Here is a 13,910-nt window from a genome sequence, read left to right on the forward strand (position 1 = left end):
CGCAGCGCCACCGGGCAGAATTCCACCGTCCTGTACGTCAGGCGGAAAACCGTTCTACACAAACGGCGCTAACGGATCGGCAATCTTAAACGCCGTCGCTTTTTCCGCCTTCGGCGGGTAAATCAACTCGCTGGTGATTGAAAGCTTCAGCTTTTTAGCATCGGCTCGCGTCAGTTTCACCTGCTGATCCCATCCCTCGGTATACACCGCGCCCCAGGCCCCCAGATCCAGGCAGGTTACGTAATTTTCCTGACGATAAGGTAGTGGCTCGACCGCAAGCAGGCTGGCGGCGGCGTTATTCCCGGCAAACTTGCCGAGTTGAATGGCGTGCTGACAGGTCATCAGCGCATGGTTGCCCTTATCGTCGGTTGCGGCATACGCCACATCGCCGGTGGCATAAACATCGTCATGCCCTTCGACCTGAAGGGCATGATTTACGTGCAGGCGTCCCTGAGCATCTCGCGGTGCGGCGATCTGCGCGGTGAGCGCATTGGCCTGCACGCCGACGGTCCAGATCACCGTTTTAGACGCGATTTTCTGCCCGTCTTTTAAGGTCACGCCGTCAGCATCAATATGCTCAACTTCTGCGTTAACCATCCATTCAACGCCCAGTTCTTCGGACGCCTGCATAACCACGTCGCGCAGCGCCTGGCTGTAGCGCGCACCAGCCATCGGACCTCGTTCAACTACGACTACTCTGGTCTTAGCTTCCTCGCCGAGCAACTTACGCAAACGGGCCGGTAGTTCCATCGCCATCTCAATGCCGGTAAAGCCGCCGCCGCAGACGACAACGGTATTACGCGCCGGGCTGTCCTCACACTGCGCCAGTCCGTTAAGGTGCTGTTCCAGAACAGCAGCGCTTTCAATCTGATCCAAATCGAAGGCATGCCGATCAACGCCCGCGACAAAGGAACGATCGAGGTGGCTACCGGTCGCCAGGATCAGCCGATCATAATGGACACATTGTGTTTCACTGGCCGCGTTACTAAAAATAACCTGTTTATTTTCAACAACAATTCTCGATACCACGCCCTGAATAAACTTCACGCCGGTAACATCAAACAGTGGCTGGAGCGGTGCCGTAAGCCCTTCAACCTGCGTTTCGTAAAAGCGCGGACGCACGCGCAGTTCCGGTTGCGGTGCAATCACCGTTACGTCGATATCTTTTTGCTGATGAAGGTCAATAAGGCGGGCGGCACTAAGGGCTGACCACATACCGGAAAAACCTGCGCCGAGGATAACAATGTGTTTACGCATTTCTTTTTTACTTAACCGTGAATGAGGAATCTTAACTCGGATTTTATTTATCCTAGTTAAGGATCGCAAGCGCAGAAAATGATTTTTATGATAAATTGCGAGGTTATTGAAATAAGCTGTTGATAATAATAGTTTAAAAAACAAAGAGTACTTTCCTTTATGCTGGGTTCTATAGCGCGATAAACAGGAAAACGGTACACTAACTAAGAGAATTTTTAGCTGAGAATAAAGAATGGCATTTTACAGTTCAGGCGTTGAATACGGGATCCACAGCCTGATGTGCATGGTGGACAGCAAAGGAGATGCGCGCGAAATGAGCGTCCGCGAAATTGCTGCGCTGCAAAGCGTCCCTTATGACTATCTGGCAAAAATCTTTACCCGGCTTTCAAAGGCCGGGCTGGTGAGCAGCACCGAAGGTAAAGGTGGCGGTTTTAAACTGGCGAAGCCGGCAGAACATATTACGGTGCTGGACGTGGTCACGGCTATTGACGGTGACAAGTCAATTTTTGAGTGCCGCGAAATCCGTCAGCGGCTGGCGGTTTTCGATGAGCAGGCTCCTGCCTGGGCCTGCGAAGGGATCTGCGGCGTACGGTCGGTCATGGATATGGCGCAGCAGCGCATGGAAGAGGCGCTGTCTCAACATACGATCCTCGATCTCACGCGGAAAATGTACCGTAAAGCGCCGGATGAATTTGTTATTGAAGTCCAGGAGTGGATCGCCGCCAGAAAAGGGTAACGCCTCCCGCGTATCCTGCCGTTAACCCATTGAATTTTAATCTCGTACAGAATTGTTTTCGATCGCGATCACAGTTCACTTCGGGCTGCATATTATATGCATTATTTTGCGCGTAATATTATAAAACACGCAAAATAATGCATTTTGTAATAATGCTAAGGATTGAATGAAATGGCGTTTAAATCGGTCATTTTATCGCCCTCTCTGATGTGTGCTGATTTACTTAACCTAAGTCATGCCGTCAGGGAGCTCGAAGAGGCGGGTGTCGATGCATTGCATATCGACCTTATCGACAGCGCTTTTAGTCCCAGCATGCCGCTGGGGCTGGAGACAATTAAACAGCTACGTAAAAAGACCCGTCTGGATTTCGATATCCATATTATGTCTGTCAATAATGAGTGGTTTATCAAACAGGTACTGGATATCGGCGTACAACGTATTGCCTTCCATTATGAGACGTCGCTACATCCCGACAGGCTGGTTAACCTAATCAAGAAAGAGAACGTTGAGGCGGGCATCGCACTTAATCCGGCTACCAGTCTGACGACGCTCGACTATCTTCTGCCTTCGCTGGATTACGCATTATTGATGCTCATCAATCCGGGCTTTGCCGGAGATAAAAGCGAGCAGCAGGTGCCCTACGCGGAGGAGAAAATCCGGCAACTTCGTGCAAAAATTTCAGCAGCCGGAGCTGATACTGCGATTCAGGTTGATGGCCGCGTTTCATTTGCCACTATTCCGGGGCTGATTGCTGCCGGTGCCACCAATCTGGTGCTCGGCAGTACGGGACTGTTTGTTGCCGGACAAACGCTTCAAGAGAACAAACGCACGCTCGATCGGACGGTGACAGAAGGTCTGGGACGAATAGAAGGTCAGGGAGTGAACGCATGAATTATCAGCTCAATAAAAGCCATGTCATTAATGAACTTAACGCTACTCTCGACAACGTCTCTTCACAGAGCGTCGGGCAACTGCTGGAGATGATTGAATCCGCAGATCGGGTCTTTTTTGTCGGCGTTGGCCGGGTGCTGCTCTCCTTGCAGGCGATAGCCAAGCGCCTGGCGCATCTGGGCATCCAGACCTGCATTGTCGGGCAAATAACGGAACCAGCGATTACCGCCAACGATCTGCTTATTGTCGGCTCCGGTAGCGGTGAAAGCATGTTCCCGTTAGGGATTGCGCGAAAAGCGAAAACCTTTCATGCCAAAGTTGCGCATATTGGCGCTAACCCGCAAAGCAGCATGAAGGAGGTCAGCGATTTGTTTATTCGCATTCCGGTAAAAACCAAACTCAACCTGCCTTCGGAAACGCCCTCCATTCAGCCAATGACCTCGCTTTTTGAACAAGCTTTGCTTTTGCTGGGCGACATCCTCGCGCTCCTGCTGATCGAAAAGCGACAAATCAATATGGATGCGCTTTGGCAGTTTCACGCCAATCTTGAATAAGGTTCGCGTTTCGGTGCTTCTCTTTACGCCATTGTGCTCAAACTGCACGATGGCGCATTTTCTTTATTTGTAAGGAATAAAAATGGCGATAACCGTTATTTTTGATATGGATGGCGTACTTATCGACTCTGAGCCAGTATGGCGAGACGTCGAAAAAAAATTCTATTTACAGCATCACGGACTGACGCTGGTCGACGATGATTTTGATGCTTTCACCGGAATGCCGGTAATGGTGTTTTTGCGTAAACTGCACGAGAGACACCGGCTACCCGCGCACGATCTTTCCCTCGTTCACGATGTTATCGTCGGGCAGGTAGCGGAAAAAATACGCCAGCAGCCCCGGCCTGTGCCTGGCATCTTTGATCTCCTGGATGCGCTACGCCTGCGTAATATCCTCATGTCGGTAGCCTCCTCTTCACCGCTGCGTCAGATCGATAACGTTCTTGATACGCTCAATATTCGCCATTACTTCCAGGCCGCCATTTCGGCGGAGACGCTGGCACACGGTAAGCCGCATCCGGAAATCTTCCTTAATGCGGCGGCCATGATGGATGCCGATCCGCAAAATTGTCTGGTGATTGAGGATTCGCTTAACGGGCTGATTGCCGCTAAAGCTGCCGGAATGCGTGCGCTGGCGTTGCCGGCACCGCATCAGCGTCACGATCCCCGTTTTACGCTAGCAGACCAGATTATCGATCATCATGATGAGGTCTTACCTTTCATTCTGCATTCGTGGTAAAAACGCAAAAAAACAGGTTTACCGACTGTCAGGTAAACCTGTTAACAGGCGAAAAGGGATTATTATTCGCCTAAACCTTTCTCTATTTCACTCGTTAAATTTTCCATGGCAGCGGTGGCGTCGTCACCTTCAAATTCCACCCGTATTTCATGCCCTTTTTTAATACCTAAAGACATCAGTGCCATCAGGCTTTTAGCGTTAACATATTTATCGCTGCGCGACAGGTTAGCGACCGTAACGGAACAGGCATAAGGCTTCAGGGTCGACACGAACGTCGCGCCAGGCCGGGCATGCAGCCCATTTTCATTACGGATAATAAATTGTGCGTGACAATATTTATTGACCATAGTGATTTACGGATTGCTGGATGGAATAACCCGCGTCGTTATAGTGCTTCGCAACGCAGCGTGTAATTTCATGATCTTCAGGCAGACCGATAACATTCGCAGCGGTCGCCAGAAGTCCCTGGCTCTGTATCGATTGCTGGATAGCCCCCGAGGCTTTATCGTCAGGAGCGTAATACGCCAGACCGCAGGCGATAGCTTTGGCAATCGGCGTGTAATCCAGACCAAATTTCAGGCACAGATGCGCTACACCCATCAGGCGGTCGCGATTGGCCAGTTTACGGATGGGATCCCAGGCAACGCGATGGATAGAATCCGGCAGCTCGTTTTTCGCTTTCGGCAGATATTCCAGATCCGTCAACGCTTCGCGGGTGATTTGCGGATATTCCAGCATCACCGCTTTAATGGTGACATCGTGGACTGCATTCACCAGCTCGGCGATTTCCGGGTCGGCAGAGGCGTCGGGAATGGTTTTATAACCTTTCAGGAAGCCAAAGTAGGCGGTGGTGGCATGCGGACCGTTGATAGTGAACACTTTGATGTCTTTCAGCATTTCGAGGTGCTCTCTCGGTTCCAGCCATTCGACATCGCTGATGTCGTTGTAAAGCGGGGTCTGAATCAACAGTGAGGCGACGGCAGTGCTGTCAATGTTGGTAGCGTAGTTGGTTTCGGCATCCGTGGAGCGGCGAACGATGGAATCACGAACCGCGACGTGGGTATCAAACCAGGCGCGGGCTTCCGGCGAAGAAATTGCGTCGCGGTAATAGCCTTCAATATCTTTAATAATATGGTTTTTGTTGGTTAAGCAGATCAGCGTCATTTTTTTGTCAGGATCGACTTCATACTGCTTTTCAAAACAGGCGGCCAGATAGTCTGCGGAGGCCGGGAAATCTTCCGGATATAGCGGGCACATAATAACGGAAGATTCAAGGAAATCATCCATTACAGAATAGTTATCATCAGTCAAAAATGCATTAAAGTTGGTGATGTCATGCATAATGATGTCATCGGTACGAAATACCTGAACGGTATATTTGTTATGTTTTTTTAATTCGTCGATGACTCGGGGGTCTTTATCCAGGAACGAAATATTCCAGCCTGCATTATCAAACGTCTCGCCGACAAAACCTTTACCAAGGCGGCCAGCGCCTACAATTAATACGCGTTTCATTAACATACCTCATAATATTTAGATGTCCTTACTCGTGAATATATGAGTGATATCCTTGAGTGAGGACACGACGAAATTAGACCTGGTCTCAAGTTTTTCTTCAGTTACAAGGATGGCAACTTCATTAGAGACTTCAGCCATTTTTTGTTTGGTGTAGCACTCATCCAGCCCTGGAATTGTTACGCCGACTTCGCTATCAACATGGGCGACGCCCATAAAGTAGATGTCGGGACGAATAGCGGCCAGTTCACGAATGGTTTCTGCACCAATTAATACCAAAGAGTTTTTGTAAAGCCGGCCCCCTAAACCAATAACTTCCACATTTTGATAATCACTGAGTAAATGCAAAATAGGAATATTGTTGGAGACAACTGTACATTTTATATCTTTAGGTATTTGTTTAACTAATTCGTAATTGGTTGTTCCTCCATCAATCAGAATGACACTATTCTCTTTGATTAAATGCACTGCTTTCTTTGCAAGTTTAACCTTTTCATTAATGTTGAGATCCTGCCTGACATTAAAGTCAGTGACTGCCGGGCCAACGCGTATTGCGCCACTGTGTACGCGCCGAATTAATCCCTGGTTTGCAAGTTCATTTAAGTCGCGCCTTACCGTATCTTCAGACACCTTCAGGCGCTCACTTAATTTACTGGCAACGATCTTTTTTTCTTTTTCAAGTATCTGAAGAATAATGTCTTGTCTGGCTGCCTTCATCATTACATACTCATGTTATTCAGAGAATAACGAGTATATCTTATAAGTTCAGGACTTGTAAAATTTGTTCTGCTGATGTGGCATTACGTAACGCCATAACATTCTCTTCTTCAATACATATAAGGGCGATTTTATTCAGTAAGTCCATATGTTCACCCTCCTTGCCGGCAATACCGATGGTTATATATGCAGTATTCCCCTCACCAAAGTCGACACCATTGGGAAACTGCACTAACGAGATCCCGGTTTTAATGATTTCACAGTCTGAGCCATCCGTACCGTGAGGGATAGCTAATCCATTCCCCAGATATGTAGACACTATTTCCTCACGGAGCTTCATTCTTTCAATGTATCGCTCAGTGATATAGCCGTTTTGTTTTAAAACGTCTCCGGTTAACGTTATTGCAGCGAATTTATCGTCAGCTTTCGCATTAAGAATAATGTTTTTTAGAGAGAAAATTTCATTCATGTTGTTGCTTCCTGATTCGCCGCCTGATTGTGTTGCTTAATAAATGCAACGGTTTCATCGTAATCACTTAACTTAATAAAGTTATTAACAGTGATAAACGCCGTGTTTGCATTTTCACAGCTAAGCTTCGCGCGTTCGAGCAACCCTGAGAGGGTAATGACGATGTCGTACTCCTTGCCTACCCGGTTAGCCGAATCATTAACAACGGTGATGGTATCGAGATTTTCTTCCTTCAGCCGTTTTCGCAGTACCGATGCTCCCATGGCGCTGGAACCCATGCCAGAATCGCAGGCAACAAGTATTCGCTGGATGCTTTTTCTGGCCGTCGCAGGCGCAGACGTCGGCGTTGCCATACCGGGTACAAAATCAGTGACGGATTTGACCTGACGACCACCGACAATAACAGGATCTTCTTCTTCACCATCTTCTGAGCCGGGGCTGATTTTCAACAGCAGCCAGCCAAGCGTGCAGGAGACGATAAAGCCCGCGCTAATCGAAACCAGGTTGGCGATGATGGCGCTTTTCGGTGTCATCATCGCAATAGCGATCAAGCTGCCCGGAGACGCTACCCCAATCAGGCCGCCACCCATAATGACCTGCAGGAACAGTGAGACCGCCAGACCACCCATGGTAGCGAAGACCAGCAGGGGGTTTGCCAGCACGAAGGGGAAATAAACTTCACCAATGCCGGCAATCCCGGCAATGAACATTGCCATCGGCGCGGTCTTTTTAGCGCGTCCACGTCCGAAGAGGGCGATAGCCATCAACGTTCCCAGCAGCGGGCCGTTATTGGTATCCACCAGGAACATGATCGATTTACCCAGTTCAGGAACCTGCGCAAAACCGATCGGGGCAAGAATACCGTGGTTAACGACGTTGTTGAGGAACAGTACCTGTGCCGGAGCCATAAACACCGACAGCAGCGGCAGAAGGTTATGGGTAGTACACCAGTTAACGCCTGACGTAATAATCACGATCAGCAGACGGATCACTGGCCCAACGGTCATGTAAGCAAAAATCGCGCACAGCAGACCGATGATCCCCAGGCTGAAATTATTCACGAACATTTCAAAGCCGGGTTTAATTTTGGGCTGCACTTTCTGATCGAATTTCTTCAACAGCCAGGATGAGAGCGGGCCCATGACCATCGCACCACTGATCATCGTAATATTAGAGCCTACAATGACGCCCATGGTGGCGAAGGCTGCAATCACGCCGCCACGCTGACCGTGAATGTTGTATCCTGCTGTGTAGCCAATCAATAATGGAAAAAGATAATTCAGGATTGGGCCGACCATCTCTCCTAATTTTTCATTGGGGAACCAGCCGTTTGGAATAAAAATGGCGGCCATTAATCCCCATCCGACAAATGCACCCAGATTCGGCATAACCATGCCGCTCATAACTCCACCGAACTTTCTAATTTTCGCTAACGTAGGGCTATTGGCAATTCGATTGTTCCCCATGGTCGGCTCCATTTCTTATGATAATGAGTGATTAGTGATGCGATTTACCGCCAGTGATATTGATGACGGAGCCCGTAATGTACGAAGAGCGATCTGAAACCAGATAAGAAATAAGATCGGCAATCTCTTCCAGCTTGCCGGGACGTCCCAGGGGAATGATGCCTTTGTAATCTTTATGCACGTGAGAAGGATCGGTGCCGCGGGTATAGGCCAGCGCACGGAAATTCGCTTCGCTGTTCATTGGGGTAGGGACGTTAATACCGGGTTCAACGCTGACGATGCGAATATTGTACGGCCCCAGTTCTTTTGCCCAGGCGAAGGTAAAGGCATTGACAGCGGCTTTGGTTGCGGAATAGCAGCTCTGGCCACGTGAGCCCTGGACGCCAGCCTCAGAGGTCATATTGATAATTACGCCGGACTGTTGTTCGACCATTTGCCGTGCGACGGCCTGGGAGACGAGATAGACCGCTTTCTGGTTAACATTCACCATAAAGTCGAAGTCATCTTCACTCAGTTCGTATTCCGGTTTTTGTTTGAAGACATCCACCAGCAGGCGCGGACGGCTGACGCCTGCGTTGTTGACCAGCCCGTCAATATGACCAAATTTCTCGACCACGGTAGCGGCAAGCTGCTCGACCTCTGCTTTTTTGGTCACATCGCATTTGATGTAGGTGATGCCGTCTGTCTGACTAAACGTGGCATTAGGTGCGAGGTCGGCATACACCACGGTTGCGCCATTAGCATGCAGGTTTTCAACCATCTTTTCGCCAAGGCCCATGCTGCCGCCAGTCACAATCACCACTTTTCCGGAAAGATCCAACCACTTTGTTGCTTGATCCATTTTTCGTTCTCTCACTGTTCTATGTTGGTTTACGCATGCATCGGCGTGGGTACGTAACGCTGCATGTTAGCCAGGAATAAATGCGTTTTTGTGCGCGTTTGTAATTTATGCGCAGAAAAACGCATTGACTATGAACAGGATCTCAATATGCGAGGTAAATCACATCATAAATTGGTTATTCTTTATTATTCATGTAATTACATTATTTCATTTATTTTGCGTAGAGGATCGCATTTCTGCGTTGGTGATTAATTAATCAATTAAGAGTGCGTGTAAATGCGTTTATTAATATTTTTAATGCATTTACCCGCATTGGTATGTTTTTGCTATGTTTGATGATTGTTATGTAATGGTGAAATAAACAATGCGAAGGCGTGGTGGCGAAGAGAAAATTAAGGCGCTAGCAGAAGAAACGGGGGAAAGGTAGATATAAAAAAACTGCGGATCCGCCGCAGTTTTTTTGTTGGCAAAGTGCAGTTTTATTCATCCTCTTCGTCACGCAGGGGAACGATCAGCATGTCGACATGTACGGTATTAATCAACTGGCGCGCAGAGGACATGAGCTTGCTCCAGAAATCCTGATGATGACCGCAAACAACCAGGTCCATGTCATATTTTTTGATCGCATCAACCAGTACCTGACCCAGATCGCCGCTGCCGCTCAGGGTTTCGGTGATAGGGTAACCCGCATTAGTGGACAGCTCGCTCAGCGCATGATGCGTTTCTTCAGAAATGCGTTTTTGCATATCGCCAAGGTTCACATCAATCAGGCCGGTGTATAGATCGGAGTAGTTAACATCCACATGAATCAGGGAAATTTTTGCATCGTAAGGACGTGCCATGGATACCGCTTTGTCTACCAGCACTTTGCTTTCTGGAGAAAGGTCAACCGCAATAAGAATGTGTTTGTAAGCCATAGTGTTACTCCTTCCATAAGTTGTCGATGACCAGTGGGCCTGACCGCCTGCGGTAGCTGGCTGCCTTTTCCGCGTCCTGCGTACTACACACGCGGGATGAATAAGCCCTGCCTTTAGAAGCCTGGTGTAGAGGATAATCCTACCTTATAGCGCACCAGGCCCTTCGTCAATGTCGCTTGCTCAACTCAAAGTTGAACAAAATTTTCAGACAATTGCATTGATAATGGTTAACGTTCTGGTAAAAAAATTAACTGATCTCCTACACTATTTAATGAGCCGGTCGGATAAATAAATGTGATCGGTTTCTCACTCTTTCAATGAACTCTTTTGTCCGTGTGTTGGGGAGCGATTGCCCGCAGGCTTTAACGGTGGGTAATTGCCGGGGAGGCGGTATGATCAGCACCATCGCGCTTTTTTGGGCTTTATGTGTTGTTTGTGTTGTTAACATGGCACGTTATTTTTCATCCCTGCGTGCGCTGTTAGTGGTATTACGCGGCTGTGACCCTTTGCTTTACCAGTACGTCGATGGTGGCGGTTTCTTTACTTCTCATGGCCAGCCCGGTAAGCAGGTGCGACTGGTGTGGTATATCTATGCCCAACGCTACCTTGATCACCATGATGATGAGTTTATCCGCCGCTGTGAACGCGTGCGCGGACAGTTTATTTTGACCAGCTTTTTGTGTGGGCTGGTCGTGGTCAGTCTGATCGCATTGATGATTTGGCACTAAAAAAAAGCGGGCCAGTTTCCTGACCCGCTTCTGCTTTCTGAAATACTCGCCGTTAAATGATATGCAGGGCCAGCCAGTACAGGATGCCCGACAGCAGGATTGAGGCTGGAAGCGTAAAGACCCACGCCATCAATATGCTGGTCACGGTTTTGCGTTGCAGACCGCCACCGTCTACGATCATCGTCCCCGCAACGGAGGATGAAAGAACGTGGGTGGTCGAAACCGGCATACCGGTATAGCTGGCAAGCCCGATGGAGACCGCTGCCGTCATCTGCGCGGACATACCCTGTGCATAGGTCATGCCTTTTTTACCGATTTTTTCACCGATAGTGGTGGCAACACGTCGCCAGCCGATCATGGTACCAATACCCAACGCTAACGCGACGGCCATGATGATCCAGATTGGGGCATACTCAATCGTGCTGAGCATATCGCCTTTCAGCTTTTTGAGCAGACGCTGATCGTCAGCGCTGACATTCGGTATCTTAGCCACTTTATCGGTCGTATCCGCGATACACAGCATGATGCGGCGCAGCTGGCTACGCTGTTCTACCGGAAGCTTGTCGTAGTTATCAATGTCCGCCAGCATCGTTTTCGCGCGGTTCAGTGCGTTAACGGCCAGGCCTGGATGGCAATGAAACTCGGTCGGCTTGTTACCGGTTTGTTCCGGCGTCGGAATGACCGGCTCTTTTTCGATCGCTTTTTGCAGGAAGTCCGGATGCTGCTGGAGATAGACTTCTACGTTATTGATCGCGTCGCGAGTACGGGTAATGTCGTAACCAGAGGCATTCATGTTGACCACGAATCCCGCAGGTGCAACGCCAATCAGTACCAGCATAATCAGGCCAATCCCTTTCTGGCCGTCATTCGCACCGTGAGAAAAACTCACGCCAATGGCGGACAGGATCAGCGCGATACGCGTCCAGAACGGCGGTTTTTTCTTCCCGTCTTTCTTTTCACGTTCTGCTGGTGTCAGGTGGATACGGGCGCGTTTTTTGGTGCCGCTCCAGTAGCGACGCAAAATAAACACCAGGCCCCCTGCGAAGATCAGGCCAACGATGGGAGACACAATCAACGAGGCAAAGATATTGATAACTTTGGGAATGTTGAGCGCATCTACCACCGATGTACCGCTCATCAATGCGTTGGTTAAACCAATGCCGATGATGGCGCCAATCAGGGTATGAGAACTGGATGCTGGCAAACCAAAATACCAGGTCCCCAGGTTCCAGATGATAGCCGCCAGCAGCATGGAGAAAACCATCGCCAGGCCGTGAGCGGAGCTGACATTCAGCAGCAGATCGGTTGGCAGCATATGCACAATCGCATAGGCCACGCTCAATCCACCGAGCAGAACGCCGAAAAAGTTAAATACCGCAGCCATGACCACCGCGAGTTGCGAGCGCATTGCACGGGTATAAATCACGGTCGCAACAGCATTTGCGGTGTCGTGGAAGCCGTTAATGGCTTCGTAGAACAGCACAAAAACCAGAGCAAGTAATAATAAAAGGCCCGTATGGAAATCAAGACCAGCAAACAAATGTAGCATAGGACGTTACGCCATTTTGAGGACATGAACGCGGCGCATTATCAGTGACTTTGGCGGCGCGGGCAAAGTGAAATATAGCCTTTTTTTGATATTAGTCGTGCTTTGTCAGATCGTGCTAAAGATTTATCTTATAGATTTCAATGAAATAATAGATACAGCGCATTTTTACGCTGGTGCGACCACTGGGTAATCTTTACAATTCACGCCCTGATTGAAGAGAGGACGCTGCTGTGGAAAGGTTTGATGCCATTGTTATCGGTGCGGGTGCCGCAGGAATGTTTTGTGCGGCCACGGCAGGCCAGGCCGGAAGCCGGGTGTTGCTGATCGATAACGGCAAAAAACCGGGCCGTAAAATCCTGATGTCGGGCGGAGGACGCTGCAATTTTACCAACCTCTATGTCGAACCTGCCGCCTATCTGAGCCAGAATCCACATTTTTGCAAATCAGCGCTGGCGCGCTATACGCAGTGGGATTTTATTGAACTGGTAGGAAAGTACGGTATTGCCTGGCATGAAAAGGCGCTGGGCCAGCTTTTTTGCGATGATTCCGCCCAGCAAATCGTTGATATGCTGGTGAAGGAGTGTGAAAAGGGGCAGGTGACGCTGCGACTGCGCAGCGAGGTACTCAGCGTCGGGCACAATGCCGACGGGTACATCCTGCAGCTCAACGGCGATACGGTGGCGGCGGCGAAGCTGGTCATCGCCAGCGGCGGGCTGTCCATGCCGGGACTGGGCGCGTCTCCTTTTGGCTATAAAATCGCGGAGCAGTTCGGCCTGAAGGTACTGCCAACGCGCGCCGGGCTGGTCCCCTTTACGTTGCATAAACCGCTGCTGGAGCCGTTACAGACGCTCTCCGGTGTCTCGGTGCCCTCAGTCATTACCGCGCAAGATGGTACCGTGTTTCGCGAAAGCCTGCTGTTTACCCACCGGGGGCTTTCAGGTCCGGCGGTGCTGCAAATCTCCAGCTACTGGCAACCGGGAGAATTTGTCAGTATCAATTTGCTGCCGGACTGCGATCTGGAAAGCGTTCTGAATGAGCAACGGGCGGCGCATCCTAATCAGAGCCTGAAGAATACGCTCGCGATGCAACTGCCCAAACGGCTGGTCGAGTGTTTGCAGCAGTTAGGGCAAATTCCGGACGTCACGCTGAAACAGCTTAACGCGCGCGACCAGCAAACGCTGGTAACGACGTTAACCGCATGGCGCGTACAGCCGAACGGGACGGAGGGTTACCGCACGGCGGAAGTGACCCTGGGCGGGGTCGATACGCATGCGCTTTCATCGCGCACGATGGAGGCGCGTCATGTGCCGGGGCTTTATTTTATCGGCGAAGTGATGGATGTGACCGGCAGGCTGGGGGGATATAATTTCCAGTGGGCGTGGTCGAGTGCCTGGGCGTGCGCCCAGGCACTGGTCGAATCGTAACGTATTGAGAAGCCGCAATAAATTATTGCGGCTTTTTTATTGTTATTTTCCATGTCTGTAGCGCATGTATTTTAATTAATACTCAATGAGTACGAGCATTGCTACCC

Annotated in this window: 15 protein-coding genes; 6 read left to right on the forward strand and 9 right to left on the reverse strand. The window is 49.7% G+C overall.

Annotated elements, in window-relative coordinates; all coding sequences use genetic code 11:
* Positions 1–54 precede the first annotated feature (54 nt).
* The gene (locus P0H77_RS01445) at positions 55–1,257 is read right to left on the reverse strand and encodes an NAD(P)/FAD-dependent oxidoreductase (protein ID WP_276161435.1); all 1,203 of its coding nucleotides are present in this window, start codon (positions 1,255–1,257) and stop codon (positions 55–57) included.
* A gap of 232 nt (positions 1,258–1,489) precedes the next feature.
* On the opposite strand from P0H77_RS01445, the gene P0H77_RS01450 reads away from it, so the two are divergent.
* From P0H77_RS01450 to hxpB, 4 genes are all read left to right on the forward strand, one after another.
* Positions 1,490–1,993, forward strand: a complete 504-nt coding sequence (locus P0H77_RS01450; RefSeq protein WP_194207461.1) for an Rrf2 family transcriptional regulator — start codon at positions 1,490–1,492, stop codon at positions 1,991–1,993.
* A gap of 171 nt (positions 1,994–2,164) precedes the next feature.
* A complete protein-coding gene (locus P0H77_RS01455; protein WP_276161445.1) occupies positions 2,165–2,884 on the forward strand; it encodes a ribulose-phosphate 3-epimerase in 720 nt (239 codons plus the stop codon).
* Complete coding sequence (gene hxlB, locus P0H77_RS01460; RefSeq protein ID WP_276161451.1) at positions 2,881–3,438, forward strand: 6-phospho-3-hexuloisomerase; 558 nt, start codon at positions 2,881–2,883, stop codon at positions 3,436–3,438. Before P0H77_RS01455 ends, hxlB begins: the two co-directional genes overlap by 4 nt.
* A gap of 82 nt (positions 3,439–3,520) precedes the next feature.
* Positions 3,521–4,177 carry a hexitol phosphatase HxpB gene (gene hxpB, locus P0H77_RS01465; RefSeq protein ID WP_276161461.1) on the forward strand — a complete coding sequence of 219 codons (657 nt, stop codon included), beginning with the start codon at positions 3,521–3,523 and terminating at the stop codon, positions 4,175–4,177.
* 62 nt (positions 4,178–4,239) lie between these two features.
* Here the strand turns inward: hxpB and P0H77_RS01470 are convergent, their stop codons facing one another.
* The 7 genes from P0H77_RS01470 to uspA all read right to left on the reverse strand — a co-directional run bounded on the left by P0H77_RS01470 (position 4,240) and on the right by uspA (position 10,102).
* The gene (locus P0H77_RS01470) at positions 4,240–4,524 is read right to left on the reverse strand and encodes an HPr family phosphocarrier protein (protein ID WP_276161465.1); all 285 of its coding nucleotides are present in this window, start codon (positions 4,522–4,524) and stop codon (positions 4,240–4,242) included.
* Entirely contained in the window at positions 4,514–5,692 is a 1,179-nt protein-coding gene (locus P0H77_RS01475; protein ID WP_276161469.1) for a mannitol dehydrogenase, read from the reverse strand. Before P0H77_RS01475 ends, P0H77_RS01470 begins: the two co-directional genes overlap by 11 nt.
* 18 nt (positions 5,693–5,710) lie before the next feature.
* Entirely contained in the window at positions 5,711–6,412 is a 702-nt protein-coding gene (locus P0H77_RS01480; protein WP_228066284.1) for a DeoR/GlpR family DNA-binding transcription regulator, read from the reverse strand.
* 37 nt (positions 6,413–6,449) lie between these two features.
* Positions 6,450–6,878 (reverse strand): PTS sugar transporter subunit IIA, encoded by a 429-nt coding sequence (locus tag P0H77_RS01485; RefSeq protein WP_276161477.1) that lies wholly within the window; start codon positions 6,876–6,878, stop codon positions 6,450–6,452.
* Positions 6,875–8,281 (reverse strand): PTS mannitol transporter subunit IICB, encoded by a 1,407-nt coding sequence (locus tag P0H77_RS01490; RefSeq protein WP_276161480.1) that lies wholly within the window; start codon positions 8,279–8,281, stop codon positions 6,875–6,877. The genes P0H77_RS01485 and P0H77_RS01490 overlap by 4 nt, the downstream gene beginning before the upstream one ends.
* A 94-nt stretch (positions 8,282–8,375) precedes the next feature.
* Positions 8,376–9,185 carry a sorbitol-6-phosphate dehydrogenase subunit gene (locus P0H77_RS01495; protein ID WP_276161487.1) on the reverse strand — a complete coding sequence of 270 codons (810 nt, stop codon included), beginning with the start codon at positions 9,183–9,185 and terminating at the stop codon, positions 8,376–8,378.
* Between the two features lie 479 nt (positions 9,186–9,664).
* Positions 9,665–10,102, reverse strand: a complete 438-nt coding sequence (gene uspA, locus P0H77_RS01500) for a universal stress protein UspA (protein ID WP_103675822.1) — start codon at positions 10,100–10,102, stop codon at positions 9,665–9,667.
* Between the two features lie 392 nt (positions 10,103–10,494).
* Here uspA and uspB point away from each other — a divergent pair, with 392 nt between their 5' ends.
* A complete protein-coding gene (gene uspB / locus P0H77_RS01505) occupies positions 10,495–10,830 on the forward strand; it encodes a universal stress protein UspB (protein ID WP_176919478.1) in 336 nt (111 codons plus the stop codon).
* 52 nt (positions 10,831–10,882) lie between these two features.
* Here the strand turns inward: uspB and pitA are convergent, their stop codons facing one another.
* Positions 10,883–12,379, reverse strand: coding sequence for an inorganic phosphate transporter PitA (gene pitA, locus P0H77_RS01510; RefSeq protein ID WP_276161510.1), 1,497 nt, complete (start codon positions 12,377–12,379; stop codon positions 10,883–10,885).
* A 230-nt stretch (positions 12,380–12,609) separates the two neighbouring features.
* Here pitA and P0H77_RS01515 point away from each other — a divergent pair, with 230 nt between their 5' ends.
* Positions 12,610–13,803 carry an NAD(P)/FAD-dependent oxidoreductase gene (locus tag P0H77_RS01515; protein WP_276161514.1) on the forward strand — a complete coding sequence of 398 codons (1,194 nt, stop codon included), beginning with the start codon at positions 12,610–12,612 and terminating at the stop codon, positions 13,801–13,803.
* Positions 13,804–13,910: the final 107 nt, after the last annotated feature.

The organism is Superficieibacter sp. HKU1, from assembly GCF_029319185.1.
Lineage (GTDB): Bacteria > Pseudomonadota > Gammaproteobacteria > Enterobacterales > Enterobacteriaceae > Superficieibacter.

Excerpts from the sequence above, each read along its gene's own strand:
- P0H77_RS01445 (WP_276161435.1), bottom strand. The coding sequence starts at position 1,257 with ATGCGTAAACACATTGTTATCCTCGGCGCAGGTTTTTCCGGTATGTGG.
- P0H77_RS01450 (WP_194207461.1), top strand. The coding sequence starts at position 1,490 with ATGGCATTTTACAGTTCAGGCGTTGAATACGGGATCCACAGCCTGATG.
- P0H77_RS01455 (WP_276161445.1), top strand. The coding sequence starts at position 2,165 with ATGGCGTTTAAATCGGTCATTTTATCGCCCTCTCTGATGTGTGCTGAT.
- hxlB (WP_276161451.1), top strand. The coding sequence starts at position 2,881 with ATGAATTATCAGCTCAATAAAAGCCATGTCATTAATGAACTTAACGCT.
- hxpB (WP_276161461.1), top strand. The coding sequence starts at position 3,521 with ATGGCGATAACCGTTATTTTTGATATGGATGGCGTACTTATCGACTCT.
- P0H77_RS01470 (WP_276161465.1), bottom strand. The coding sequence starts at position 4,524 with ATGGTCAATAAATATTGTCACGCACAATTTATTATCCGTAATGAAAAT.
- P0H77_RS01475 (WP_276161469.1), bottom strand. The coding sequence starts at position 5,692 with ATGAAACGCGTATTAATTGTAGGCGCTGGCCGCCTTGGTAAAGGTTTT.
- P0H77_RS01480 (WP_228066284.1), bottom strand. The coding sequence starts at position 6,412 with ATGATGAAGGCAGCCAGACAAGACATTATTCTTCAGATACTTGAAAAA.
- P0H77_RS01485 (WP_276161477.1), bottom strand. The coding sequence starts at position 6,878 with ATGAATGAAATTTTCTCTCTAAAAAACATTATTCTTAATGCGAAAGCT.
- P0H77_RS01490 (WP_276161480.1), bottom strand. The coding sequence starts at position 8,281 with ATGAGCGGCATGGTTATGCCGAATCTGGGTGCATTTGTCGGATGGGGA.
- P0H77_RS01495 (WP_276161487.1), bottom strand. The coding sequence starts at position 9,185 with ATGGATCAAGCAACAAAGTGGTTGGATCTTTCCGGAAAAGTGGTGATT.
- uspA (WP_103675822.1), bottom strand. The coding sequence starts at position 10,102 with ATGGCTTACAAACACATTCTTATTGCGGTTGACCTTTCTCCAGAAAGC.
- uspB (WP_176919478.1), top strand. The coding sequence starts at position 10,495 with ATGATCAGCACCATCGCGCTTTTTTGGGCTTTATGTGTTGTTTGTGTT.
- pitA (WP_276161510.1), bottom strand. The coding sequence starts at position 12,379 with ATGCTACATTTGTTTGCTGGTCTTGATTTCCATACGGGCCTTTTATTA.